A 26,312-nucleotide genomic window follows, 5' to 3' on the forward strand; every position below is an offset into this window, starting at 1 on the left:
AAAATCATTAGATATATATCAAACTGTATTAGCTTGTAATTAGATTATTTTCTATCTATAATAGAATTAACAACAGTACATATCTAACTAATTTATATAATATTAGATATGTATCTAAGAAAGGATTAGAAATGACAAAGCTAACATTTAAACTAAATCGCAAAATAAACTTTGAAAATGAAGCAGGACTTCTTATTTTTAACTATACAGACTACAAATCACATCCCAACCCAAATAAGATTGATTGGAAAGATTCCTATATAGATTATAAAAATAACGACAAAAAAGTTATCAAAATGGAAGAAAATTTTAAGGCCCACCCTGCATATATGAATTTTTTAAGGGAAGTAAGAAGCGAATCTTTTTACTTAATCGAAGATTTTTTTGATCATAAAAACGATGATATAAGGACTCTTTTTTATATTTATGAAAAGGGTGATGAGAATTTTTTACCATTTATCCTATCCATATTTCAAAATCTAGATATAAAAGATGAAAACACTCTTAGATACCATATATTTAAGGAGCTATTTGATATATTTTTCTTTCAATATATGGGATTAGATTATATAAACCTAGCTGAAGATGGCGTATACACTTATAAAGACCTTAATGAATATATGAATGGGCCTAGAATTATGGAATATCTAGCCTCATCCCCATTTTCCGATGAGGATACCATGACCTTATTAAGGGCCTACCAAAATACAAAAGACATCTACGATAGGTTAAAGCCCTTTATAGAAAAATTATCAGTAATTATAGAAAATAAAGTCCATATACTAGATGACTTACTTTATGAAAGTTTTGAAAATTTAGAAAAAAGCAATTATAAAATAGCCTATGAATTTACTAAACAAGTTGGTATGGATGAGATGGTCAGCAAAAAGAGCGAAGAAATCACCATTTCTATTCTACTTTTTTTGCCATTTACTCAGATGTTTAGATTTATGGATTTTTATAATTTCAGCAAAGCAATAAAATTAGGAATTTTAGTTGATAAGAGACAGACAAAAGAAAGCCCTTATAAACTTTCAAGTATTAGCCAGGATTTAATAGCTTTAGCAGATCCAACTAGAATTCAAATCCTAGACTATCTAAAGGAAGCTGATTACTATGCCAAGGAGCTTTCAGAAAAACTTTATATCACTCCAGCAACCCTATCTTATCATTTAAACAAATTATTAATTAGTGGCTTTGTAGGGCTTAGAAAGGAAGGCCGCAGATACTATTATTATCTTAGAAAAAATGGCTTTGAATATTTGATAGATAATCTATCAAAATTTAATAAAGATATTAAGGAGACCCACAATGAATGAAACTATTAAAAAAGATTTAAGCAGGTTTTTAACCACTGATGAAAATATTAGATCATATTTAAGAAGTAACAAACTAACAAATGTAGAAATTTTAAAATATGCCTATGTCCCATTTAAGGAGAATAGAAAAATAATAGCAAGTTTAATTATTTACCCCATAGTAAATGGCATCATGCCGGTATTACAAGCCTTTATTATGTACTATCTGGTGGGGCTTATTGAAAATAATACTAGGCTAAACACCTTAATTTTAACAATAGCCATCTACAGCCTGATAATTTTTATCTGCTCTATAATTTCCAACCAAATAGAGTACAAGACCTATGCAAAATATATGGCAACTAGGTTAGATTTTTTCAGAAAATCAGCTGCTAGGATAATGGAAATGGACTATGGACTTGGTGAAAACGCTGACTTTATGGCAGAATTTACCAAAGGATTCTATCCTTTTTCAAACAATGTAGAAGGCCTTGAAGGCATCTACCATGATATGTATCCTCTGCTTTCAAATCTAGTATCCTTTATACTGATTAGCATTATTATGGCAAAACTTTCACCCTTAATTTTTGTCTTTGCTCTAGGGTCAATTATTATCCAGCTTATTATAAGAAATTTTACTGATGCCTATAGGCACAAGCACATGACAGAGCTTCAAAAAGTTTCTAGAAAAACTGAAAGATACTATAAGGAAGCTAGTGATTTTTCCTATGCCAAAGACATTAGATTATTTGCCTTTAAAGAAATTTTTATAGAAGGTTTTAAGCCCCTAGTAGATAATGTTTATAAAATTTCCAATAAATTTATTAAGCCTGAAATCCACCTATCTCCAGTCCTTGCAATACTTATTGTAGGAATAGAAGCTATTGCTTATTACTTTTTATTTGGAAAAATGACAAATAAGACAATTAGCTTACAAAATCTAACCCTTGCCATAACATCAACTACTTTGTATGTAAGCATTATATCTTCCCTTGTTATGAACATTTCTCAAACAAAATCAAATCTAAGGTATGTATCAGATGGTTTTGATATGATTCGTGCAGACCTTAATTCAACTAGGGGTGATAAGAAAATATTTGGTCCAGTTTCTATAGAATTTGAAGATGTATCATTTGCCTATCCCCTATCGGATAAAAAAGTTTTGGACAACTTATCTTTTAGGATTAACTCCGGCCAAAAGATAGCCATATTTGGTGTAAATGGTGCTGGAAAATCTACCATAGTATCTCTAATCCTTGGCCTTTACAAGCCTAGCTGTGGGAAAATTTACATAAATGGAATTGATAGTGACCAAATCGACCTTAAGGATAGATTTAAGGCCTTTGCAACAGTCCTTCAAAATGTAGAGCCACTAGCTGTTAGTATTGCAGAAAATGTTGCAGCAAGCTCAGATAATATCAATAGAGACAGGGTGGTAGAATCGCTAGAAGCTGCTGGCCTAGCCTATAAATTAGACCAAGTAGAAAAAGGCATAGATACTCCTATGACAAAAAATATCCACGAGGATGGTACACTTTTCTCGGGTGGAGAAAACCAAAAACTCGCCATTGCCCGCGCCTTATATAAGAAAGATGCCAAGGCTATAATCATGGATGAACCAACCGCCTCTTTAGACGCACTTGCTGAAGAAGAAATATATAGGCAAATAGAAAATATTTCATCAGATAAAACTCTAATTTTTATCTCCCACAGACTAGCATCTACAAGATTTTGTGATAAGATTTTGCTCCTTGATGGCGGAAAGATAAAAGAATTTGGTAGCCACCATGAATTATTAAAACAAGATGGCCTCTACAAAGAAATGTATGAAAGCCAAAAGAAGTATTATGAGGAGGCAAAAAATGAAAAATAAATACAAAGCCCTAGCAATGCTTACTCAAATCATAGGAAAAAATGACCCCTTATATTTGCTAGCCCTCTTTGCTAAGTCTATCCTGCCGGCCCTAGATAGTATAGTAAATATCTATGTTCCAATGATTTTTATAGTCCAACTAACAAATCCTAGACCAATAGCTGACTTTATTTATCAAATCATAATGCTAATAATAGTAAAATTTGCCCTAAGAAGTTTATCACGCATAGCCAACAGAAGAGAGTTTGTAAGAAGAAGCGCTATCAACGAATACGTGTCATTTGAAATATCAAAAAAATCCATGGATCTAAGCTACTATAATATAGAAGATCCCCATGTCCTAGATTTAAAAGAAAAGGCTGGAGCTGCCCTTTCTTTTGGAAGCCTGCATACATTATTGTTTTGCCTAAAGGATATAATCCAAGGTCTATCAACTATGGTCGGAACAGCCATTATCATAATAAATTTCTCACCATACCTTGTTGGATTTTCTTTATTAATATCCATTCTAATAATAATTATAGATGGCAAACTTTCTAGATATACCCAAGAATTTGACCAATCAATTGTTGATGTCAACAGGCGATTTTCTTATTATTTCTCTCTTATGGGTGGACCAGCTTTTCAAAAAGAGATTAGAGTTTATGATATGGGCGATTTGATTCAAGAAAAAACCGGTGTTTACTTAGACCATATGATGGCAAGGTTTAATGATAAATTTTCTTATGAAGCAAACGCCAATGCAGTTAAAATATTTTTAGAATCTGTTATAAGACTAGTATCCTATTCTTATGTAGCAATGAGAACTCTATCAAACTCTTTTGGTCCTCAAATATCATTTGGTGAATTTTCAGTGATAATAGGGGCAAATGAAAACTTTATGAACTCTTTCCAAACAATGTTTGCTGAAACAGCTGATTTCCTAATAAATCTTAAAAATCTAGAACCCTTATACGAGTTTATGAACCTAGATGTAGATCCAGAAGAAATGCTAAAAGAAGCTAGCGATTTTGAAAGTTTAGAATTTAAAAATGTTTCGTTTTCTTATCCAGGATCTGACAGACTAATCTTAGATGACATTTCTTTTAAGATAAATAAAGGAGAAAAAATATCAATTGTTGGAATAAATAACGCAGGCAAAACTACTTTAGTAAAGCTGATTTTTAGATTTTTTGAAATAGGTAAGGGAGAGATTTTATATAATGGTGTAAATATAAAAGCATATAAAAAAGAATCACTTTATAAAAAAATCTCAGCCGTTCTCCAAGACTTTGCCATTATGCCTTTTACCATCAAAGAAAATATCATAGCAAATAAGGACTTTGATTATAAAAAAATGGATAAAATATTAAATGACCTTGACCTAAAAGAAAGATTTGAAACCCTTGATAATGGAATAGATACCTATCTAAATAAGGATATTTATGAAGCTGGCACAGACCTATCCCTAGGCCAAAAGCAAAAACTTGCTATTGCTAGATGTCTATACCAAAATCCAGATTTAATTATTTTAGATGAACCTACAGCAAGCCTAGATCCTCTTGCAGAAGCAAAAATATACGAAAATTTCAATCAAATTACCAAAGATAAAACTGCTATCTTTATTTCTCATAGGATGAGTTCAACAAGATTTACTGATAAAATCCTAGTCTTAGATGAGGGCAAGGTAAAAGCCTTTGATAGCCATGATAATTTGATGGCCTATGATAATATATATTCAAAATTATATAAATCCCAGGCCCAATACTACAATTAATAAAATATAAGCTAGTAAAGTAAATATACTTGCTAGCTTATTTAATTATTTTATTGATTAACTTTTATATTTATATATAATGAAACTAAAAAGGAGGCCATAGGATATGAAAAAAGAAGTAGACCAGCATAAAAATCGAATGAGCATATTATTTTTCATCTCTTGTCTCATCGTAGCGCTTGGAGATAAGTTTTTAACAGGCACTAGCTACTTCATTTCGCAAATAATTGCCTATATATTAATTATTTATAGTATCTATTCCGGGAATTTATTTAGCAAAAAATTAACCATTTTATTTATTATAAGCTCTAGCCTAATGCTAATAGGAGAAGTAGGCTCTTTTATAAGTGGATAGGCTAATTGAAGATTTATTAGATAAAGGGTATATTATAAATAATTAAATATAACTCGATAATGAAAACCCAGTAAGGAGATTTTCCCGAATTACACTTTCATTGAGTTTAACACTATTCTTTGTGTAAAAGAAAGCGAGTATAAAAAGAGGTGGTACCGCAGATTTCTGCCCTCTATACTCTTTTTTTGTGCCAATTTTTAGGAGGATATATGAAATTTACTTATGATAAAGAATACGATAATGTGTTTGACGAACTGGTAGAACGTGGTTACTATGAGCAGGCTACAGATGAGGCTGAGCTTAAAGAAAAATTAAAAAATGAAAAACTAACTTTCTATTGTGGTTTTGATGCGACTGCTGATTCACTAACAGTAGGACATCTTATCCAAATAATGGTTATGATGCGTATGCAAAATTATGGCCACAAGCCTATTGCTCTTTTAGGTGGTGGTACAACTCTAATCGGTGACCCATCTGGTCGTTCTGATATGAGAAAGGTCATGACAGAAGAAACAATAGATAATAACGCAGAAAGATTTTACTCTCAATTTCAAAGATTTTTAGAATTTGGCGATGATGCAGCAACTGTTGTAAATAATAAAGACTGGCTTACAGAATTAAAATTTTTAGAGTTTTTACGTGATGTGGGTAACGAATTTTTAGTAGGTGAAATGCTTAAAAAAGATGCCTACAAAAACCGTATGGCTGCTGGTGGCTTAACATTTTTTGAATTTTCTTATATGCTTTTACAATCCTACGACTTCTTAGAACTTTACCGCCGCCATGATTGTACCTTAGAAATCGGTGGATCTGACCAATGGTCAAATATCATCGGTGGAGTAGACTTAGTTCGCAAAAAAGAAAATGACAAAGCCTATGGCATGACCTTTTCTCTACTTACAACTGCTGATGGAGTAAAAATGGGTAAATCTCAAAAAGGTGCAGTATGGCTTGATGAAGAAAAAACTAGCCCATATGAACTTTTCCAATATATGAGAAATGTTGATGATAGGGATGTAGAAAAATTCTTACTCCAACTTACTTTCTTACCAACAGAAGAATGTAGGAAACTAGGATCTGCAACTAATGCAGCAGATATAAACCATGCTAAAGAAGTATTAGCCTTTGAAGTTACAAAACTAATCCACGGTGAAGAAAAAGCCAAAGAAGCCTTAGATGCAGCAAAAGCACTATTTGCAGGTGCTGGTAATGAAGATGCTATGCCAACAACAGAAATCTCAAAAGTAGATTTACCAATTGGTTTATTACAACTAATGACAGATGTTGGACTTACTCAGTCAAATGGTGAAGCAAGAAGACTTATCAAACAAGGTGGAGTATCAATTGATGATGAAAAAGTATCTGACCCAAGCCTTGAAGTTACTGAAGACTTGTTTACAGATGATAAAATAATAATCAAAAAAGGAAAGAAAAACTTCCACAGAGTACTTTTAGGATAAAAATATAAGGGGCATTCTTGCCCCTTTTTTTGTTGTGAATTTATTCATAAATTAGATGATTGTTAAATACAAAAGTTATAAGGGCTAAAATTATCCCATCCATTATTGGGCTTGTCGTAAGGTAAGTTAGATTATGACTATCTCTAAAAATAACTGATCCTGACATAATTACTATAAGCAGGAAGAAAAAGATCTTGCCATTTTTCTTCATCTTTAACTTATCATTATAATATAAGCCTGCTCCAAGAATTATAATTAATGGGATAGTATTTTTAAAAACTATCTGACTTTGGTAAAGCAAAAAATGAAGCAAGATTCCAAATGCGAAAATAAGTGCATACTGAGTTTTCTTTGCCATGCCAACCTCTCTTTCTATAGCTTCATAATATTTTATACCGCAAATATTTGTACAAAAAAACTTCTAAAGAAGATTTTTAAAGTCTTACTTAGAAGTTTTTAAAAATTATTTATTTTTTATAATCCTAGCTGGTGCACCAACAGCAGTTGCATTATCGATAACATCATCTAAAACAACTGCGTTGGCCCCTATTTTTACATTATTGCCTATATTTATGGCACCTAGGACTACTGCGCCTGCACCTATCATAACATTGTTACCTACCGTTGGGTGTCTTTTTCCTTTTTTATTTTCAACTGCACCTAGGGTCACACCGTGATATATCAAACAGTCTTCTCCTATTTCTGCAGTTTCTCCAATTACAATACCCATTCCATGGTCAATAAAGGTTTTTCGGCCTATTTTTGCCCCAGGATGGATTTCTATGCCTGTTTCTATCCTTGATTTAAAGGCTATTTCATCCGCTTCATATTGTTTGCCCTCTATCCAAAGCTTGTGGGCCCTAAAATGGCTTAAAAGAGCTTTTATGCCTGGGGAATAAAGTATGGCCTCTTCTTTACTTTTTAAAGATGGATCTTTTTTTAAGGCAGCTTCTAAAAGTTCCTCTTTATATTCTTCATAACTAATTAATTTCATATAGGCTAGTTGATAGGTATCTTTCCCCAGTATCTGGAAGTACTGTTACAACTGTTTTTCCTTCTCCAAGTTTATCTGCTATTTCAATTGCTCCTACTACATTGGCACCTGATGAGATTCCTACTGCAAGGGCCTCATCTTTTGCTAATTGTCTACTCATTTTTATTGCATCATCACTTGCTACACTTACAATGTCATCTACTACATCAAAATCTAGATTTTTAGGAATGAAGTTACCACCTATACCTTGAATTTTGTGGCTAGAGGCTTCTCCACCTGATAAAAGGGGACTTTCTGCTGGTTGGATAGCGTAGATTTTGATATTGCTATTTTTTTCTTTTAATCTTTTACCAACTCCAGATACAGTTCCGCCTGTACCAACTCCTGCTATAAAAGCATCTGGTGTTAGTTCTGCCAAAATTTCTGGTCCTGTTGTTTCGTAGTGGGCTTTTATATTTGCTGGGTTTGAAAATTGATCAGGGAAGAAATATCCTTCATTTTCAGAAAGTTCTTTTGCCTTATCCACAGCTCCTTGTAGGGCATTTTCTGTAGTTCTTATAACTTCTGCCCCATAAGCCCTTGCTAATTTTTCACGTTCTTCACTCATTGATGCTGGCATGGTTAGAATTAGTTTGTATCCTTTAGCTGCACATAAGGCTGCTAGGGCCACACCTGTATTACCACTTGTTGGCTCCACAATTGTATCTCCAGCTTTAATTTTGCCTTCTTTTTCTGCTTCTTCTATCATATATAGGGCAATCCTATCTTTAATAGAACCAGCAACATTATTTTTTTCTACTTTTACATATATGTCAGCTCTGCCCTCTTTTTTTAAGGAATCTAACTTTAGTAGTGGAGTGTTTCCTATAAGTTCTTTAGCATTATTTTTAATAGACATATTACTCTCCTTTTATAAATATAAACTTATGTAAATATACATAAATTTTTCATGGGGATCTTTTGCTTACTATTATATCTAATCCTTTATTTTATTCAAGTTTATAAGTATGTATAAAAAAAAGCAACCTAACTGACTTTGCCAGTTTATGGTTGCCTTTGTGAGTAATTTAAAATTACATCGGTATGTTTACGCATTTATCTACCAAGCCTATATTTTTAGGAGATCTTGCATGAACTTGGTAGATTTCTTAATAATTGTAAAAATAGATTTATTCTATGAAGTATCTATTTCCACTAATTTCATAAGCTTACACTTATTTCCATTAGCTTCTATGTAGATTCGTCGAATTTTATCATATAAGTCAAATAATTTACACTTGTCCTCCTTATCTTTATAAACTTTCCAATAACCACTATAAAGGTAATTTCTTCCTTTATTTTCAATAAATCCCTTTACATCATCATAGGGATAACCGAGAATCAAGCCTATTTCATGTGGAAATTCATTTTCTAAAAATCTCTTTTTTAAACAACTGGTACAAGAATCAATATTACTTGTATTATAACCACAAGTTTTTAAAAAATTTTTTGTTTTTTCATAGTTAAGAGATTCTTGCAATAAGCATTTTCTAAAACATAAAATTGAAGATGTTCTCTCTCTTTTCGATAGAATCTGAAAGTATATATCGTATTTATTAAAATCTTCGTTCCAAGTTTCTATAAGTTTATCCACATCATAAACTATATTAGATACAGTAAATAAGTTTGATGGTTTTATATTTGCTAAAACTTGGCTACAATAAAGGGATAATAACTCGTATCCCATCTTTATAAGTGTTTGATTAGCTCATCTGCTAAATCATGACAAGATTTGATATCCCCATCTGTTGGACTATCGTATACAGCAAGACCGTCTGCTGCCAAATTAATATTATGCTTTTTGCATCTTTCTTGCCAGTCTATCATCCATTGACCTTCATTCCACTCATATGAACCAAATATAATAACTGCTTTATTTTCAAGTTTTTCTTCGACTGATTCAAACATTGGCTCAAATTCACTTTCTTCAAGAGACTCATCTCCCATAGCTGGGCAACCAAAAGCAAAACCATCGTATTCACCTAGCTTTGTAGAATCAAACCCACTTACATGATAATTATCTACATCGATTTCATTTTCCCTAAGTCTTTGCTCAATGGCATTTGCCATCTCTTCTGTGTTACCTGTTCCTGACCAATATATTATAGCTACTTTTGACATATTACTTCTCCTTATATAATGTATTTTTTTATAATGTATCGTATAACGATAATCATTATCAATAGTTATGCAAAATTTTTTGAAAGCCTCTAGTTTATCCAAAGACTTTCAAAAAATTATTACAGTTTAAATATTAGTATAAACTATTTCTTAGAATTTATTTTTATTGAAACCTTTTTGTGGATTGTGACCTGGACAATCCTTGCAGCCTTCATTTGCGTCATTTTTTATAAATCTAGTATAAACAATGTAAGCACATACTAGCAAAATTATTATTAAAAGAATCCATGATTGTAGGTTCATCTTTACCTCCTATTTCTTTATCGAGCAACACTTGCTTTATAAGTATTGTTATCTGCAATAGCCTTATGAGGTCTAAACAATAAGTATAGTAAAGCAACTAGTACTATAAATGCTATTATTGTTGATAGAGTAAATGTTCCATAAGCTATCAACCTTGCAAGTTGATAGAAAATAAAACTAATTGCATATGCAAATCCCATTTGGTAACCTACTGTTAACAAAGTCCATTTATTATCACCCATTTCTGTTTTTATAGCTCCAACCGCTGCAAAACAAGGCATGCAAAGCATATTAAATAGCAAGAATGAGTAACCAGCTATTGGTGTACCTATAGCTGCATTAAAGGCTGCTAGTAGTTCTGGACTATCTTCTGTAATATCAGCGCCTAGACCCAAAACTATACCCATGGTATTTACTACATTTTCTTTGGCAACAAAGCCAGAAATTGTTGCGACCATTGATTGCCATGTGCCAAATCCCAATGGCTTAAATATAAAGCCTATAGCTGAGCCAATAACTCCCATAATCGAATTTGCCCCATCTTCTTCAACTAGATTTAATCTAAAGTCAAAGTTTGTCAAAAACCAAATTACTATGGATGAAAGTAAGATTATTGTGCCAGCACGTCTTGCATAAGCTTTTGACTTATTCCATACATCTTGCAAAACAGATTTTAGCCTTGGTGCATGGTATGGAGGCAACTCCATAATAAAAGGAGCAGGATCAGAAGCAAATTTCTTAAATTTCTTTAATATAACACCTGACATTACAATAGCCGCTATTCCTATAAAATAAAAACTAAAGGTAATAAGAGCCCTATTGCTTGGGAAAAATGCCCCTGCTATTAGGGCTATTACAGGAAGTTTTGCAGAGCACGGCATAAATGATGTAGTCATTATTGTAATCCTTCTATCTCTGTCATTTTCTATAGTTCTAGAAGCTTGGATACCAGGAACTGCACAACCTGTCGAAATCATAGCTGGAATAAATGATTTTCCTGATAGGCCAAAACGTCTAAATAATCTATCCATGATAAAGGCAACTCTCGACATATATCCTATATCTTCAAGGATAGAAAGAAGAGCAAACATAACCATCATTTGTGGTAAGAATCCAAGTACTGCTCCTACACCAGCTAAGATACCATCTGTTACAAGTCCAACAAGTACTTCATTTATACTTGCACTTTCTAAAGCTGCTTGAGCCCCTGGAATCAATGTATCATCAAAAAATCCATTTACAGCTTCCGTTGCCATAGTTCCAGGTGAATGTTCGTAAACTGCAAGGGAATAAACCAAGGACATGACAAGGGCAAATATTGGTATACCCAAAATCCTTGATGTAACAATATTGTCTATCTTATCAGTTGTAGAAAGCTTTGGAGCTGCTTTCTTTAGTATTCTACTACCAAGCACTTCCAATCTTTCATATCTTTCACCAGTTATAATAGATTCAGCGTCATCGTCATAAAATTCTTCGCAAGCAGATCTAATATCGTCTATTTTCTTAAGATCATCATTACTAATTCCTATTTTCTCTACCATTTGCTCGTCATTTTCAAAGGCTTTAATGGTATAAAATCTTCTTAAATCTTCATCAACATATGAGTCTATAATATTTCTAATATCTGCTAATTTATTCTCCAAATCATAAGAAAATTCTAAAGCTTTTGGATAAATTTGTTTGCTATTAGCTTTTTCAATTTCATTAATTAACTTATCAATTCCCTTTTCTTTGTTTGCCACAATTTCTACTACTGGACATCCCAATAGTTCAGATAAAGCAGCCTTATCAATCTTATCCCCTCTTTGCTTTACAATATCCACCATATTTAAGGCAAGTATTGTTGGGATACCAAGTTCTATAAATTGGCTTGTTAAGTATAAATTCCTGATAAGATTTGACCCGTCAACTAGGTTAACAATTAAATCTGGCCTTTCATCGACCAAATATTCACGAGCTACTTTTTCCTCTAATGTATATGGAGATAGAGAATAAATTCCTGGCAAGTCTTGGATAACTATATCTTTGTGACTTTTTAGATTCCCTTCTTTTTTGTCAACTGTAACACCAGGCCAGTTTCCAACTCTTTGATTTGATCCAGTAAGAGCGTTAAACAAAGTAGTCTTACCAGAATTTGGATTGCCCGCTAGGGCTACTGTATAACTCATAATTCCTCCACCATTATATTTTCAGCATCATGTTTTCTAATTGTAAGTTCATAACCCCTTAAATTTATTTGAATAGGATCACCAAGTGGAGCTACTTTTCTAACCAAAATTTCTGTACCTTTGGTAATACCCATATCCATAATTCTTCTCTTGGTTGGACCATCACCTAATATTTTTGCAATCCTTAAAGTTTCTCCAACTTCTGCATCTCTTAAAGTTTTCACTATGCAATCTCCTCTACCATTATTCTTTTTGCTATATCTTTTGATAATGCAAGCCTATTGCCATCTACTAAAAATATATAATTATTTCCATCAAATCTTTGGACAATCATTTCTCTACCTTTAGTAATACCGAGGTTAGATAAGTGTTTTCTTACCTCATCATTCCCTTTTAAGCTTATAACGCGAACTTTATCTCCTTGATTAAAAAAAGTAATTGGCATATAAACTCCTTTTCTAATGAATATTAAACACTCTTTTTTATAGTTTATTTTAATATTTCTACAAAACAAGTGTTTAATAACTGTAGTATTAGTATAACATATTAAGTAATGATAATCAATATCATAGATCAATTTTTATAAATCAAAATTATATGGTTTAGTCTTGATATTTCAAGGCTTAGTTTAATTTATCATTTATTAATAAGTAATAACACTCAACTTTTTTCAATATATTTTTTATAATCCCAATAATTTATAAAATTATCCTCTAAGCATTCTATTAGCACTAAAACTAAAATATTTTAATTTATACCTTGATTTTGCCCAATTATATTTTCTTTTTGATATAATGTTTCTATAAGATAGTAAGGGAGGTTTTATGGAGGATAAAAATTTTACTTCTTATATGGGAATAGGCCTTTTAATTTTGATGGCTATTTCTCTCATATATTTTATTGCTAAGGGTAATAAATATGAAGTTTCAAATTATAAAATAGATGAAAAGACCTATTTTACTGGAACTATTGTCAATAAAAAATTAGATGGCAAGGGCAAACTTATAAGCCCTGATGGTGTTTATGAGGGTGGCTTTAGCAATTCTAGGTTTGATGGTCCAGGTAGTTTTTCAAATGATGATTATACTTACAAGGCAAATTTTAATAATGAATCAGGCAACAGCAATATTAAAATCGAGCTTAAAGATGGCAAAATTTATACAAAAACTGATGGCGGATTTGTAGAGGATAATAAAGATGAAAATTAAGGGTTTAGATTTTTTAAGGGTTTTTGGCATACTTTTAGTACTTATCTACCATTATTTTCCAGCAATGCTGCCGGCAGGTTTTTTGGGTGTTAATGTCCTTTTTGTCCTTTCTGGATTTTTGATAAGTTTTCACCTTATTGATGAATTATTTGAAAATAAAAAGATTGATTATCAAAAATTTTATAGCAAGCGTTTTGTAAGGATATTTCCTGGCCTATTGCTAATGCTTTTTCTTACAACATTATTTATCATGACCATAAATCCTGATTATAGCGTTGGATTTTTTGACCAATTTTTGGCAGCCATTAGCTTTAACTACAATTACTTCGAAATTCTACGTGGCGGATCCTATGAAGGTCAATTTATAACCGGGATCTTTATGCACACATGGACCCTGGCTTTGGAAATACATTTTTATTTGATCTGGCCATGGATAATGGGTTTTATTTACAAAAAATCACTAGAAAAGCGAGCAGTAAAACGTAGGTTTACAGATTTATTTTTGATGACTACTTTTTATCTGGCAATATTAGGCTTTGTTTTGATGCTAGCGCTTACTATTATAAAAAGTGTGGATACTGGTTTTGTTTACTTTTTTGACCTTAGCCGTATGGGGTCCTTTATGGTGGGTAGCTTTTTGGCTGCCTTTGTAAAAAGATTTTCCTTTAAAAAAATCCCCTACAACAAGGCAACTTTAATAGGACTAGGCCTTATATTGTTAATGGCTATGACCATGTCATATGCTAGCAAGGTCACATATTTTGTAGGCTTTGCCCTAACTGATTTAATAAGTGGATTTTTAATTTTGGTGGCCTACTCAAATAAAAATATAATGGAAGATAAGATTACATCTAGGCTTTCAGATTATTCCTATGGTTTTTACCTATTTCATTGGCCGGTTTGGATAATTGTCAGCGATTCGGATAAGACTGGCAAGGGACTTTTGCTTGCTATCCTTATAACAATTGCGCTCGTTTTATTTAACTATCATGTATTTGAGCCAATTTTTAGGGGCAAAAGCATAATTTCCTTAAAAGAAAGAAATCCAAAATATCATATTAACTATGAAAAAAATCGATTGATTTTCCAGTCTGTTTTTCTATTTATGATTATAACAAGCTTTTCCCTATCCTTTGCAATATCAGAAAATGCAGGCAATATGATGAGCTTAGAAAAGCAAATTTTAAGGGAGTCGGTAAATCAAGATATTGAAAAGATTAATCTTGACAAAAAAGAACTCGACCAAACTATAGATAAAAATAATAGCGAATTTGTAAAATCTGCTAAAAAAGAAAAAACCCTTACCCTAATCGGTGACAGCGTAATGCTAGGCCCTCGCGACTACTTGGCAAATAATATAGAAAATTTATATATAAACGCTGAGGGCAGCAGGCCTCTGGAAGATGGTGCAAGTATAATAACTCAGATGGATCAAACAAATAACCTAGGTGATATTGTAATTATGGCTCTAGGTACAAATGCAGAAGTAACCCCAGCTCCAAGCCTAGAAGAAATCGTAAGGGCTCTGCCAGATGGCAAAAGGCTAATACTTATAACTTGCTATGACAATAGATATGACCAACCCCACCGTGTAAGTGTAGCCATGAATGAAATTTCTAAAAAATATGATTTTGTAACAGTCATGGACTGGGAGGATTATGCCATAAATCATCCATCTTTTTACAGTGGTACAGACGGTGTTCACTTCTACGGGCAAACACAAGCCTATGAAGCTTACCTAAAATTACTAAATGAAGCAATTGAAAAATCACTATTAAGTCCAGTGAAAGGAGAATAAAATGTATTATTTCTTAAACGATTACAATGATATAGGAAGAGTTGAAGTCCTTGATGCCTTAATAAAGGCGCAAGATGAGTACAATCCCGGCTATGGTTTTGATGACCATAGTGAAAATGCTAGAAATTTAATAAAAAAAGCCCTTAAAAATGATAATGTTGACATTCATTTTGTACCAGGAGGTACTCCTGCTAATGTTTTGGGCGTTTCCTGTGGCATGCAGCAAGAAAATTCTGTCCTAGCTGTAAAAACTGGTCATATCCAGGGCCATGAGGCAGGATCAATTGAGGCAACTGGTATTAAGATTGAAACCATTGAAAGCCCAACAGGTAAACTAAGCCGCAAGCTCTTAGAAGAAAAATTGAAAGAATTTAATTCTGAGCTTGTAACTGTACCAAAAAAAGTTTATATTTCAAACACTACTGAGCTTGGTGAAGTCTACACTAAAAAAGAACTTACAGAAATTTATGATTTTTGTAAGGAAAATGATTTGTATTTGTTTATAGATGGGGCAAGGCTTGCTGCAGCCCTTGCTAGTGATAAATGCGATTATGAAATTTCAGACATTTGCAATTTGTGTGATATTTTCTACCTAGGTGGGACAAAAAACGGACTTTTACTAAGTGAAGCCATGGTTATAGTAAATGATGAACTTAAGAAAAACTTTATCAACCTACAAAAACAAAAAGGCTATCTTTTAGCAAAATCTTTTGTAGTTGGCATCATGTATGAAACTGTATTTGCCAAAGAAGATGGCTATGTAAGTGGTGCAAGAATTGCCTTTGAAAAAGCAAAAGCTTTGGCAAAGGGAATATCTGATAAGGGCTATGAACTTGCCTATGACTTTGAATCCAACCAAGTTTTTGTAATATTTTCAGATGATCAAGTTAATAAATTTAAAGAATTTTCTGTCTTTGATGTGGTGGGTAAAGTTGATGGTAAAAATATTGCCCGTTTTGTGACAACCTATAGAACAAGTGATGAAGATATAGATGGATTTATATCTAATATATAAAAATAAACCCAAGGAATTAAATCCTTGGGTTTTGTTTTAATAATTGTCGTAAAAACTATTTTTTACTTCTTTTGCTTCAATAGATTTTTTGCCTTTATTTAATTTATCTTCTGCATCATCGGCAAGGTCTTCTACTTTTTCTTTTGCATCTTTAGCCAATTCTTCGCCTTTTTTTGAAACATCTGATGCTAATTCTTTTGTTTTGCTTCTAGCATCATTTGCTGCATCTGCAATCTTGTCTCTGTTTTTTGCTATTAGGTAAGCTCCTGTACCAATTACAGCTGCTGCAAGAATTGCATTTCTTCTTTGTTCTTTTTCAATCTCTTCTCTTTCCCAAAAGTCTAGATTGAAATCTGGAAGATGGTCTGTTGGATCAAATGTTTTTACCTTATAAGCTGTACTTGCAAGACCAATCATATCGCCAAGGTCTAATAGACCAAGTTTGTTGTTGATTTTTAATAATGTAGTAAGTGTTTTTAGTTTTCCCATAATAATCTCCTTTGTGTTTAGATTATATATACCCACTTTAATAATTTTCTTGACATTCTTCACACTCTTCATAATCGTCTTCTGGAATGTAGGTAAATGAAGAGTTAATCCTGTTTAATTTTGGAAGTTCACGAATTTCAAAAAGCTTATCTCCATAAAATATTTCTTGGTCAGAATATTTGTCTGGAAACATGGTGCAGGAACTAAGGCTTAGGCCAATTAGTCCGACTAGTAAAATTTTTTTCATATTATCCTCAGTTCGTATTTAATATATTTTGTGCATTATAGATTAAAAATTACTTTTTTTAGGCATTAGGATTTTCCCTTAGGAGGATAAATAGTTTTACATTTCCAATGCTATCAGTGCTCTCATCATACTGGTAAAACTCTATATCCGCTCCAAGACCATGGAAATACTTTTTGTTTGGAAAATATTCTTCATATGTATAAGAGTAGGCATCTTTTAGGCCATCAAGACCTTCTACTGCAACTTCTAGATAGTAAGATCCTGGGATTTCATATACCAAAAAATTATTTTTCTCAATAGTCTCTCTATCAGATACCTCAAAGCCAATAAAGTAATTGTAATTTTGGTCAAGGGCATTATATTCCATAAGGCCAAAGGCTGCTCCATGTTCTTTTAATATCTGCCTATATTCATTTAAAAATGAGTCTCTTATTTGATGAGCATCTTCCCTCTTATCTATCTTAAAAGCCTTGCCTGCTATTTTAAATCCTAATTTTTTATCAACATTTACCTGCATAATCTCTCCTCAAAACTTTTCTTATCACTAAGATTATACCCAAGTGTAAGTATTTATGGACTTTGTTAAATGATTTGCCAAATTTTGTCATTTATATTATAATAATCCTAAGTTAGTTATTATTATAACAATCACTTTTATAAAATTAACGGAGGATAACGTATGAACAAAAAATTTAACATTGCAACACTTATGCTTGCAACATCATTAGTATTTACAGGATGTGCTAATAATACACAAGAGGCTGACAATTCCAATGAAACAGTAGTTGAAGAAAAGGCTGAAGAAAGCGTAGATCAAACAAATCAGGCAGACCAAGCAGCTGAAACAGAAGAGAAAGCCGAAGAAAGCAAAGAAGGTGAAGAAAAAGAAACTGAAGAATCTGAAGAATCTGTGGAAAATAAAGAAGAAGCTGCAGACGAAAAGGCTGATGATAAAGAAAAAGAAGATACAGAAACTTCTGAAACTCCAGCTGTTGAAGGCAACCTTGTTTTACACAGAGCTTACCCAGATGAAGCATCAAGATCATTTACAACTGTTGTTGTAGCAACAAGTGGAGATAAAATCGTAGATGCATTTATCGATGAATACCAATACTTTGGCGAAGATGAAGGTTATGAAGGTGTACCAAACTCTGATAAAGGATTTGGAGAAGGCGCAAAAGAAGGCAGAATCTTAGCATCAAAAATTGTTAACAAAGACCCATACTCAGAAGCTATGAAAAACGCTGGTGGAGAAGTTACCCTTATGGATAACTACAATGCTGTTACTGACTTTGTAAAGGGAAAAACAATTGCAGAACTTGAAAAAGTACTAAACGAAGATGATGAAAAAATCATGGATGCTATTTCTGGTGCTACTTTCTCGTCAACACCAAATCTTCTAAGATACATCGTTGAAGCTGCAAAAGACAATACATTTGCAATCGGCGGAGAAGCTGAAAATCCAGAAAATATCGAAATAAGATATGTTTTAGGAGCTCCACACGGTGAAAAATCATTTGCCAATGCAGTTGTAGCAGTAGAAGGCGATAAAATTGTTGCTGCAAGCATTGACGAATACCAATACATTGAAGAAGGCATCACATCTCAAGGTGAAGGAAGCGACTTTGCAAACGACTATGCTGATAGCAAAACAGTTTTAGCAAGTAAGCTTGAAAATAATGATTTTTATTCTGACCTAATGGCAGAGAAAGCTGGATCAACAGTAACAATAAAAGAAAACTTTGAAGCAATCGAAAATTTCGTAGCTGGCAAAACAGTAGAAGAAATTAAAGAAACAATTGCAGGATCTAAAGAAGGCGAAAAAGTTGAAGCAGTATCTGGAGCAACTCTTGTAGATACAGCAGGTTACCTACAATTAATCGTAGATGCTTTTGAAAATGCAATCAACAAATAAAAGAAAAATGCTAGTACACAAAGTGCTAGCATTTTTTTTATTTATTCAATTAGAGTATATCTTAAAAGTAAGATTAGCATTACAACCATTAGGATGATACCAATAATGGTAAAGGCATCTATTCTTTTTTTTAGGGCAAGGATTACAAGTGATAGGGATAGCAAAAACATAAATAGATAAACCTGCAAAAATAAATATCCTATGGAATAATATATAAAGTAAGCAAAAACCCCAAAGCCTAAAACTAAAAAGACTAGGGCAAAATTGCGGCTAACTTTTTTTCTATCTAGGATATAATCCAGCAGGCTTATAAATCCAATATTCAAAAGCACTGGCCATATTAAATTTTCTAAAAGTGATATTTGTTCCATACTTGCTCCCTATTTTTATCATTATAAGATAAAAAAACCCTGAGGAAATTGAATCCCCACGGGTTTATTATTTTGCTTTTAATAAATCAGTTCTGATATAGCCTGTTTGTCCGTCAATAGAAATTCTTGACCAATTGTCAGATTCTCCTAATTTTAGGATGTCATCTCCAGGATTTACAGTTGTCATAACATTTGAGTTTTCGCTTGGTGCAACCCTTACATTTACAACATTTTCTACAGTGTAGTTGATACCATCATCTGTAACTTCTCCTTGATTTTCCACTATTTCTTGATTTTCTTCTGTCCCTTGGTCTTGGCCTTCTGCTTGGTCTGGGTTTTGATTTTCAGCAGTTTGCTCGCCATTATTTTCTTCTAAAGACTCATCTGTTACAGTTTGTGCTTCTCCCTCTGGATGTCTTACAGAAGTGTAATTATCATCAGTACATCCTGTTAGGGCAAGGGTTAGGGCAAGGCCTGTTATTAGTTTTATCTTATTCATTATCTCCTCCAAATAGCTCATCAATTTCATCATCTGCGTACAAATAATCTGTGATTATAATTCCAAGAATATTTGCATTTGCTTTTTCTAGTTGTTTTAAGCTATCACGGGTTACTGGATTGTTGGATTTTTCGTATGTTGAAAATACAACAGCAGCATCAGCATTTGCTGCAAACATATTTGCTTCTGGAATATCGATATTTGGTGAAAGATCCATAAATACATAATCATATCTGTCACGAACATCTGTAAAAAATGCTTTTATATCTGCTGGTTCTAAAAATTTATCAGCATAGTCTCCCACTTGACCACTATAAATATATGATAAATCATCATATGAATCATCATGGATTACAGTATCGTCTATGGAATAATCTCCAAGTATTATGTCTATAAATCCACGTTCTTTGTTTTTGCCTGTTACTTTTGGCAAGTGAGATTCTCTAAGATTTGCATCGATAATTAAAACCCTATCCCCATCTTCTGCTAGGTGTTTGGCAATATTATAAATGTGGCAGGTTTTATTTGTATCATGACTTGATGCAGTAAAGGCTACACTTACAAGGCTTGTGCCAAGTTTTTCTGTAAGCCTATCTTCAAGATTATAAAAAGATTGGAGAAGGATTTCTCTTTTTTCGTTAGTTTTTTTTCTAAACATCTAATTCTCCTTTATCATAAGAAGGAATTCTACCTAAAACTTCATATTTGCTAGATGAAGTTTCTGATAAGTCTGCGGCTTGTTTTACTTCACTCGCATCAATTACCTTTGTAGATCCGCTTTCAAAACTTGTTGTATCAACCTTGCTTGTTTTTCTTGTAGCTTCTTTTTTGCTTGGTTTTACAGTTCTTTTAGCTGGTTTTTCTTCAACTTCTCTTACTTCTCTTACTTCACCAGTTTCTTGGGTGTTTTTTGCATAGTTTTTAACAAGTTTGCTATTGTATGAATTTATCATTATCATTCTTAAAACTGTCCAAAGAATAAATCCAATTCCACCTGCCATTAGAGCATATCTTAGAGTATTATCAATAGTTGTAGCTGATCCATAAGAATATTCCATGACCTTTGCACCAGAATTATAAATATTATTGATAACTCTAACTGTATAATCAGCATATTGGTCAGCTAGATCTTCTGCACGAAGTTTATTTGTATCTGTAACGACAATATCAATTATAGATGTATTTTCTATTGGTTTGATTTCTAGCTTTGAATCAAGTTTGCCAACATTCCAATCAATGCCAAGAGTTTCTAGTGTTCTCTGTTTGATCTTTGGGCTGTTGATTGTTGCAGCATAGGTTGCAGCTGTGCCACTTGCTTCATTTAAGTTTTCAATATTTGTAGTAACCACCTTTGATTGGGCTTGGTATTCTTTGTATCCCCCAAAATTTAGGCCAAAGTAAGTAATCATGCCTATAATTATCCCAGCAATGATTGCAGATGGTATTGCTGAAAATAATGATTTTCTATTTTCCATTTTCTCCTCCAAAATCTTTTGCGCCCGCAAGCATTAGTTTGCGAGCAGTTTTTAAATCAATGACCTCAGTCATTTCTCTATGGCGTCTTAAAAATTGTTCTATATATAATCTGTAGGTCCTTGGAAAAAGTGCCTTTGAAAGTTTTCCCTTATCATAGAAAAATTTCTCATCATATCCTGTAAACCAAGTTGACCCGTCATTATAGACTTTTGCAATAAGTTTGTTGCTGGTACGGACTTTTTTGCCAGCCCTAATAAAGTCGCTGATAAATATACTATCCTCTCCAGATCCATTTGGCGTTCCAGCTCCAAAATATGTCGAGATCCAGATATTTTCGCGTTTTTGCACTTCTTTTTTAAAGGCAAAATGGACTGACCCATACCTTAGAGAATTATATATAGAAAGACTTTTCTCATCTTTTACTTTAATAATTTCTTTTCCATCTTGATATATTATAGTTTTAAATACGAAAAAATCCACATCTGGATGGCTTTCAAAGTCTGATAAAATTTTGTCTTTGTAACCATTTTCAAATACTTCATCATCATCACAAAAAACTACGATGTCAGCATTTGAATTTAGCAAGGCAAGATTACGACTTACTCCAAGTCCCCTTGTAGTAGTTGAAATCATCCTGATTTTAATACCACCATCCATCTTTTCTTTATAAGCATTGTGATCAGTTTGATTAATAATTAAAGCGTCAGTTTCTAAATTAAATCTCTTATAACAATCGATGGATTTTTCATTCATTGTTGAAATTAATACTTCAATATTCATATTAAATCCTAGTTGTCTCAGCCTTTTCCCAAGTAGGCTTGCTTTTGCCAGTAGCCTCGTTATATGCTCCCTTTAATTGGGCAAGCATCATCATAGAATAGTATCTTGGGAAATAAAAAGTTTTAGCCTTTGAATCAGTAAGTTTGCCTATGGCTGCTAGGGTAAAAAATGCCACTTGGCCTAGGAAAAATATCCTATAAAAAATCCCATGATTTAGTAAGGCAAGGTTACTTATAAAAAGCAAAATATGGTTAAATGCTTGTAAAAACCTTAAAGTCTTGTGGTTAAAGTGAAAGAAGCTAAACCAACCGTATTCAAAAATATTTAAGCGGTGCAGATTTGTAAACAGATTTGTTAGAATCCTTCTTTGCATTCTCACTTTTCTTTTAAATTCATCCTTGGTTGTTGCTCCAGCTTTTTCTACTGCTATGGCCGTTGGATTATAAAGGGCTCTTTTGTGGTTTAATCCTGCAGCAAGTGGCATTTCATAATCGTGGCTTGATACTAAATCATAGTTCCTATAATCTTTTTTTCTAACTGCATATATAGCCCCATTGCCTGCTGCAATTGTAGAAATTTCTGACTCGATTTTCCTCATCAAAAGCTCCACATCCCAGTAAGAGTTTTCTGCCACAACTGATGCTATATCATCATCTTTGGCATAAATCAAAGATCCACACACATACTCAATATCATCATCTGTGAAAAAACTTACAAGTTCATCAATTGCATCTGTTTTAAACATGGAGTTTGCATCTGAAAATACGATTATTTCGCCATTTGCAACTTCTACTGCTTCATCTTGGGCATTTGTTTTTCCCAAATGATTTTTAACTGTATTTAGCCTTATATTTTTATCTGGATGATTTGTTATAAATTCTTTTACAATTGGCACAGTCATGTCATTTGAGGCATCATTTGCAACTATTACCTCATAGTTTGGATACTTTGTTTGTATTATATTTTCTAGTTTTTTTTCTATTACTTTTTCTTCGTTGTAAGCAGAGATTATCACTGACACAAAGGGCTTTTTGGATAAGTCCTTGTTATTTTTCCTCTTTAAAATCTTTTCTAAAATCAAAAGAGTCAATGGATAACCAATCATTGCATAAAAAATTGCAAATCCTGCTATAAAAAATATTATCTTCATATTATTCCTCTATTCTCTGACAATTATATAAAAAATCTATGATTATAGCAATATTTCTTATATAATATGGGGGTAAGATATTTTAAATGAGGTAATTATGGAAATACAATTAGATATTTTAGAATCCTTGGGAGTTGCAATATTTGCCTTTATCCTAGGATCTTTTATAAAAAATAGGGTGAATTTTTTTCAAAGATTTTTCATCCCAGCTCCTGTAATAGGTGGCCTAATCATAAGTCTAATCAATTTAATTTTAAATCAAATAGGCTTTGGATTTTTTAAATTTGATGAAGTCATACAAGATTTCTTTATGAATATATTTTTCACTTGCATTGGCCTTGCTTGTAGCTTTAAAGTCCTTAAAAAGAGTGGCTGGCTTGGTATAAAGCTTGCTTTTGCCATTATATTGCTACTTCCACTACAAAATCTTTTGTCAGTTGCCCTTACTTATATTTTTAACATCAATCCCCTACTTGGAGTTGCCATGGGCTCTACTTCTATGACCGGAGGCGTTGGCTCAGCAGTAAGTTTTGGAAAAATTATGGAAGGCTATGGCGCTATAAATTCTACATCTATAGGTGTGGCAGCTGCTACTTTTGGGATTTTGATAGGGTCTCTTGTGGGAGGGCCTGTAGCAAGTAGGCTAATCTCCCGCAACAATTTAAAATCTACTGGAAGTAAAAATTTAAATGATAATAGCAAAAAAATTAGACCTATCAGTCAAAAAACTTTGATGGATGCAATTATAGTTATTGGCCTAGCTTCGTTTTTGGGGACCTTCATCAATAGGATTTTAGCCCTAACTTCCCTAAATTTTCCTTATTATGTAGGCTGCCAATTTGGAGGGCTAATCACCCGCAACATTTATGACCTAGTTAAAAAAGACTCCCACATAGATAATATAGAAATTTTGGGCAATATTTCCCTAAATTTATTCCTATCCCTGGCTCTGATAAACTTAAACATCAGTGCAATCTTAGGACTTGCCCTACCTATGCTTGTAATCATGCTAGCCCAAGCAATATTTATAGGCATCTATACTTCCCTTGTCACATTTAATTTAACTGGTCGAGATTATGATGCTGCAGTTATGGTAGCAGGTCATTGCGGAGTAGGACTTGGCCAAACTCCAAATGCCATTGCAAATATGGAGGCCATCATAGAAAAAGAAGGTCCAGCAGATGTGGCAATGTTTGTACTTCCAATAGTCCTAGCAATTGCCGTAAACTTATTTAATCCAATAGTGATTACATTTTTTATAAATTTCTTAAAATAAAAATGAGTCTAGCATCTAGACTCATTTTATAATGCCAAAGTATAAAAATACTACAGCTGATAGGATTATTCTATATATTCCAAAGGGAATAAAATCGTGTTTGCTTATATATTCCATAAACTTTTTAATAACTACATAAGCTACTATAAAGCTTAAAACCATACCAGCTAAAATTAATAGCCATTGGCCCCCTGTAAAGCCATGGACATTTTTAACTACTTTTAACAAAGTTGCACCAAGCATGGTTGGAATTGCTAAAAAGAATGAAAACTCCGCAGCAGCTTCACGGCTTAGCCCTAAAATCATGGCTCCCATAATGGTTGCAGCTGACCTAGATGTACCAGGAATCATTGCAAGAGCTTGGAAAAACCCAATTGCAAGTACTGTTTTATAAGATACATTTGTAATATTATCATTTAGGAAACTATTTCTTTTTTGATTTCTTTTTTCCACAAAAATAATAATTAAACCCCAAATAAGCAGCATGGTTGCAACAACCATTGGGTTAAATAAATGTTCATCTATAAAATCATCAAAGAGTAGTCCTAAAACTCCAGCTGGCAGTACTCCAACAATTACCCTCTTCCAAAGTTCTATTGTTCTTTGATCTGGGTGGGTTAATCTGTAATAAAATCTGGATTGTCCATTTAATTTGCTATAGTTTTTTGGAAAATAATTGCCTGTTTTTTCATAGTCCCAAGGATTGAGCCTCTTAAAATACAAAACCACCACTGCCATTATAGCACCCAATTGGATGATTACATTAAAGGCATTTGAAAACTCAGCAGGCTCTAATTTTACAAATTCATTTACCAAAATAAGGTGACCAGTAGATGATACTGGCAAAAATTCTGTAATTCCCTCAACAATAGAGAGGATTAATACTTTTAAAAACTCAATCATCAAATTCCTCCAAGAAGGAATGTTTTTGTCCATGGAGTTGGTAGCCTACGACCATATCGCAATTTACATTTTCTCCAGACCTTAAAATAGACATTTCTACTTCAGGATTATTTTCCTTCATCTGTGCTATCATTTGTTTTATCATTTTTCTAGTGTAAGCTTCTTGGGATTTTGTAACTGTGCATGCACAATTTAGGGCAAGAAGTTCTACATAATCACGCCATTTTATAATATCTTCTTCTTTTACATAGTAAAATGGGCGAATAAGTTCCATATTTTCAAAATTTTGTGCCTTAAGCTTTGGTTTCATTGTGTTAAATTTGCCAGCATAAAGAACATTTAGCATAATTGTTTCAATGACATCGTTCATATGATGGCCTAGGGCAATTTTATTGCAACCTAACTCTTGGGCCTTGGCGTATAAGCTTCCCCTACGCATCCTAGCGCACATATAGCAAGGATATTCGCCTTTTGATACTTCTTCGGCTATTTGAAATATTTCGGTTTCAAAGATTTTCCCGTCAATTCCTAAGTACTCTAAGTTTTTTTCTAGTTGTTCACGGTTTCTTGGGTCATAGCCAGGGTCCATTGAGATGTAAACCACATCAAAATCTACCTTGCTGTGTTTGTGTAATTCTTCAATCACTTTTGCAAGTAAAAGTGAATCCTTACCTCCTGAGATTGCAACAGCAACCTTGTCCCCATCATTAATCAGTTCAAATTCTTTGATTGCTTTGATAAAGGGGGACCAAATTTGTTTTCTATATTTTTTTATAATTGATCTTTCAATATCTACTAGTTCCATAATTAACTTT

General features: G+C 32.9%; 30 protein-coding genes. 10 read left to right on the top strand and 20 right to left on the bottom strand.

Translation table 11 applies throughout. The annotated features are described in order from the left end of the window. The first annotated feature begins 131 nt into the window (after positions 1-131). The 5 genes from ACF3NF_RS02850 to tyrS all read left to right on the top strand — a co-directional run bounded on the left by ACF3NF_RS02850 (position 132) and on the right by tyrS (position 6,742). Positions 132-1,319: an ArsR/SmtB family transcription factor gene (locus ACF3NF_RS02850; protein WP_394024039.1), complete on the top strand. Its 1,188-nt coding sequence runs from the start codon at positions 132-134 to the stop codon at positions 1,317-1,319. Next, complete coding sequence (locus ACF3NF_RS02855) at positions 1,312-3,171, top strand: ABC transporter ATP-binding protein (protein ID WP_394024041.1); 1,860 nt, start codon at positions 1,312-1,314, stop codon at positions 3,169-3,171. The genes ACF3NF_RS02850 and ACF3NF_RS02855 overlap by 8 nt, the downstream gene beginning before the upstream one ends. Beyond that, complete coding sequence (locus ACF3NF_RS02860; RefSeq protein ID WP_394024043.1) at positions 3,161-4,927, top strand: ABC transporter ATP-binding protein; 1,767 nt, start codon at positions 3,161-3,163, stop codon at positions 4,925-4,927. Before ACF3NF_RS02855 ends, ACF3NF_RS02860 begins: the two co-directional genes overlap by 11 nt. A 106-nt stretch (positions 4,928-5,033) precedes the next feature. Then, positions 5,034-5,282 (top strand): hypothetical protein, encoded by a 249-nt coding sequence (locus ACF3NF_RS02865; RefSeq protein ID WP_262122830.1) that lies wholly within the window; start codon positions 5,034-5,036, stop codon positions 5,280-5,282. 209 nt (positions 5,283-5,491) lie between these two features. Then, positions 5,492-6,742, top strand: a complete 1,251-nt coding sequence (gene tyrS / locus ACF3NF_RS02870; protein WP_394024046.1) for a tyrosine--tRNA ligase — start codon at positions 5,492-5,494, stop codon at positions 6,740-6,742. A 40-nt stretch (positions 6,743-6,782) separates the two neighbouring features. Here tyrS and ACF3NF_RS02875 read toward each other — a convergent pair whose 3' ends face one another. From ACF3NF_RS02875 to ACF3NF_RS02915, 9 genes are all read right to left on the bottom strand, one after another. After that, positions 6,783-7,100, bottom strand: a complete 318-nt coding sequence (locus ACF3NF_RS02875) for a hypothetical protein (protein ID WP_394024048.1) — start codon at positions 7,098-7,100, stop codon at positions 6,783-6,785. Positions 7,101-7,205: 105 nt separating this feature from the next. After that, the gene (epsC, locus tag ACF3NF_RS02880; protein WP_394024050.1) at positions 7,206-7,736 is read right to left on the bottom strand and encodes a serine O-acetyltransferase EpsC; all 531 of its coding nucleotides are present in this window, start codon (positions 7,734-7,736) and stop codon (positions 7,206-7,208) included. Continuing rightward, a complete protein-coding gene (cysK, locus tag ACF3NF_RS02885) occupies positions 7,723-8,634 on the bottom strand; it encodes a cysteine synthase A (RefSeq protein ID WP_394024052.1) in 912 nt (303 codons plus the stop codon). The genes epsC and cysK overlap by 14 nt, the downstream gene beginning before the upstream one ends. A gap of 276 nt (positions 8,635-8,910) precedes the next feature. Beyond that, on the bottom strand, positions 8,911-9,462 hold the full coding sequence (locus ACF3NF_RS02890) for a DUF3793 family protein (protein ID WP_262122824.1): 552 nt from the start codon (positions 9,460-9,462) through the stop codon (positions 8,911-8,913). Between the two features lie 2 nt (positions 9,463-9,464). Beyond that, positions 9,465-9,896 (bottom strand): flavodoxin, encoded by a 432-nt coding sequence (locus ACF3NF_RS02895; RefSeq protein ID WP_394024054.1) that lies wholly within the window; start codon positions 9,894-9,896, stop codon positions 9,465-9,467. A 150-nt stretch (positions 9,897-10,046) separates the two neighbouring features. Next, positions 10,047-10,199 (bottom strand): FeoB-associated Cys-rich membrane protein, encoded by a 153-nt coding sequence (locus tag ACF3NF_RS02900; RefSeq protein ID WP_073998245.1) that lies wholly within the window; start codon positions 10,197-10,199, stop codon positions 10,047-10,049. Positions 10,200-10,216: 17 nt separating this feature from the next. Beyond that, positions 10,217-12,370 carry a ferrous iron transport protein B gene (gene feoB, locus ACF3NF_RS02905; protein ID WP_394024056.1) on the bottom strand — a complete coding sequence of 718 codons (2,154 nt, stop codon included), beginning with the start codon at positions 12,368-12,370 and terminating at the stop codon, positions 10,217-10,219. Next, positions 12,367-12,594: a FeoA family protein gene (locus tag ACF3NF_RS02910; protein ID WP_394024058.1), complete on the bottom strand. Its 228-nt coding sequence runs from the start codon at positions 12,592-12,594 to the stop codon at positions 12,367-12,369. Before ACF3NF_RS02910 ends, feoB begins: the two co-directional genes overlap by 4 nt. Continuing rightward, positions 12,594-12,815 carry a FeoA family protein gene (locus tag ACF3NF_RS02915; RefSeq protein ID WP_115594801.1) on the bottom strand — a complete coding sequence of 74 codons (222 nt, stop codon included), beginning with the start codon at positions 12,813-12,815 and terminating at the stop codon, positions 12,594-12,596. Before ACF3NF_RS02915 ends, ACF3NF_RS02910 begins: the two co-directional genes overlap by 1 nt. A gap of 379 nt (positions 12,816-13,194) precedes the next feature. On the opposite strand from ACF3NF_RS02915, the gene ACF3NF_RS02920 reads away from it, so the two are divergent. The 3 genes from ACF3NF_RS02920 to ACF3NF_RS02930 are packed head-to-tail and all read left to right on the top strand — an operon-like array spanning position 13,195 to position 16,391. After that, the gene (locus ACF3NF_RS02920; RefSeq protein ID WP_394024060.1) at positions 13,195-13,578 is read left to right on the top strand and encodes an MORN repeat-containing protein; all 384 of its coding nucleotides are present in this window, start codon (positions 13,195-13,197) and stop codon (positions 13,576-13,578) included. Beyond that, complete coding sequence (locus ACF3NF_RS02925; protein WP_394024062.1) at positions 13,568-15,376, top strand: acyltransferase family protein; 1,809 nt, start codon at positions 13,568-13,570, stop codon at positions 15,374-15,376. Before ACF3NF_RS02920 ends, ACF3NF_RS02925 begins: the two co-directional genes overlap by 11 nt. A gap of 1 nt (position 15,377) precedes the next feature. Beyond that, the gene (locus tag ACF3NF_RS02930; RefSeq protein WP_394024064.1) at positions 15,378-16,391 is read left to right on the top strand and encodes a threonine aldolase family protein; all 1,014 of its coding nucleotides are present in this window, start codon (positions 15,378-15,380) and stop codon (positions 16,389-16,391) included. Between the two features lie 36 nt (positions 16,392-16,427). Here ACF3NF_RS02930 and ACF3NF_RS02935 read toward each other — a convergent pair whose 3' ends face one another. From ACF3NF_RS02935 to ACF3NF_RS02945, 3 genes are read right to left on the bottom strand one after another with little or no spacing between them, the layout of a single operon-like run. Next, a complete protein-coding gene (locus ACF3NF_RS02935) occupies positions 16,428-16,880 on the bottom strand; it encodes a hypothetical protein (RefSeq protein ID WP_394024066.1) in 453 nt (150 codons plus the stop codon). A 37-nt stretch (positions 16,881-16,917) separates the two neighbouring features. Further along, entirely contained in the window at positions 16,918-17,127 is a 210-nt protein-coding gene (locus tag ACF3NF_RS02940) for a hypothetical protein (RefSeq protein WP_394024068.1), read from the bottom strand. Between the two features lie 58 nt (positions 17,128-17,185). Next, positions 17,186-17,644: a GyrI-like domain-containing protein gene (locus ACF3NF_RS02945; RefSeq protein WP_394024070.1), complete on the bottom strand. Its 459-nt coding sequence runs from the start codon at positions 17,642-17,644 to the stop codon at positions 17,186-17,188. A gap of 162 nt (positions 17,645-17,806) precedes the next feature. Here ACF3NF_RS02945 and ACF3NF_RS02950 point away from each other — a divergent pair, with 162 nt between their 5' ends. Beyond that, the gene (locus tag ACF3NF_RS02950) at positions 17,807-19,042 is read left to right on the top strand and encodes a peptidoglycan-binding protein (protein WP_394024072.1); all 1,236 of its coding nucleotides are present in this window, start codon (positions 17,807-17,809) and stop codon (positions 19,040-19,042) included. A gap of 41 nt (positions 19,043-19,083) precedes the next feature. On the opposite strand, the gene ACF3NF_RS02955 is transcribed toward ACF3NF_RS02950, so the two are convergent. The 6 genes from ACF3NF_RS02955 to ACF3NF_RS02980 form a co-directional block, all read right to left on the bottom strand. After that, positions 19,084-19,413 carry a hypothetical protein gene (locus tag ACF3NF_RS02955; RefSeq protein ID WP_394024074.1) on the bottom strand — a complete coding sequence of 110 codons (330 nt, stop codon included), beginning with the start codon at positions 19,411-19,413 and terminating at the stop codon, positions 19,084-19,086. Positions 19,414-19,480: 67 nt separating this feature from the next. Then, positions 19,481-19,912: an SH3 domain-containing protein gene (locus ACF3NF_RS02960; RefSeq protein ID WP_394024076.1), complete on the bottom strand. Its 432-nt coding sequence runs from the start codon at positions 19,910-19,912 to the stop codon at positions 19,481-19,483. After that, positions 19,905-20,570 carry a CpsD/CapB family tyrosine-protein kinase gene (locus ACF3NF_RS02965; protein ID WP_394024078.1) on the bottom strand — a complete coding sequence of 222 codons (666 nt, stop codon included), beginning with the start codon at positions 20,568-20,570 and terminating at the stop codon, positions 19,905-19,907. The genes ACF3NF_RS02960 and ACF3NF_RS02965 overlap by 8 nt, the downstream gene beginning before the upstream one ends. After that, positions 20,563-21,387, bottom strand: coding sequence for a YveK family protein (locus ACF3NF_RS02970; RefSeq protein ID WP_394024080.1), 825 nt, complete (start codon positions 21,385-21,387; stop codon positions 20,563-20,565). Before ACF3NF_RS02970 ends, ACF3NF_RS02965 begins: the two co-directional genes overlap by 8 nt. After that, positions 21,377-22,168 carry a glycosyltransferase family A protein gene (locus tag ACF3NF_RS02975; protein ID WP_394024082.1) on the bottom strand — a complete coding sequence of 264 codons (792 nt, stop codon included), beginning with the start codon at positions 22,166-22,168 and terminating at the stop codon, positions 21,377-21,379. The genes ACF3NF_RS02970 and ACF3NF_RS02975 overlap by 11 nt, the downstream gene beginning before the upstream one ends. A 1-nt stretch (position 22,169) precedes the next feature. Continuing rightward, positions 22,170-23,318, bottom strand: coding sequence for a glycosyltransferase (locus ACF3NF_RS02980; protein WP_394024084.1), 1,149 nt, complete (start codon positions 23,316-23,318; stop codon positions 22,170-22,172). Positions 23,319-23,415: 97 nt separating this feature from the next. Here ACF3NF_RS02980 and ACF3NF_RS02985 point away from each other — a divergent pair, with 97 nt between their 5' ends. After that, the gene (locus tag ACF3NF_RS02985) at positions 23,416-24,594 is read left to right on the top strand and encodes a sodium/glutamate symporter (protein ID WP_394024086.1); all 1,179 of its coding nucleotides are present in this window, start codon (positions 23,416-23,418) and stop codon (positions 24,592-24,594) included. A 21-nt stretch (positions 24,595-24,615) separates the two neighbouring features. On the opposite strand, the gene ACF3NF_RS02990 is transcribed toward ACF3NF_RS02985, so the two are convergent. Both ACF3NF_RS02990 and ACF3NF_RS02995 read right to left on the bottom strand, forming a co-directional pair. Further along, the gene (locus tag ACF3NF_RS02990) at positions 24,616-25,497 is read right to left on the bottom strand and encodes an undecaprenyl-diphosphate phosphatase (RefSeq protein WP_394024088.1); all 882 of its coding nucleotides are present in this window, start codon (positions 25,495-25,497) and stop codon (positions 24,616-24,618) included. Continuing rightward, complete coding sequence (locus tag ACF3NF_RS02995) at positions 25,490-26,302, bottom strand: tRNA 2-thiocytidine biosynthesis TtcA family protein (protein WP_394024090.1); 813 nt, start codon at positions 26,300-26,302, stop codon at positions 25,490-25,492. Before ACF3NF_RS02995 ends, ACF3NF_RS02990 begins: the two co-directional genes overlap by 8 nt. Between the last annotated feature and the right edge of the window lie 10 nt (positions 26,303-26,312).

It is taken from the genome of Anaerococcus martiniensis (assembly GCF_043187485.1).
GTDB lineage: Bacteria > Bacillota > Clostridia > Tissierellales > Peptoniphilaceae > Anaerococcus > Anaerococcus martiniensis.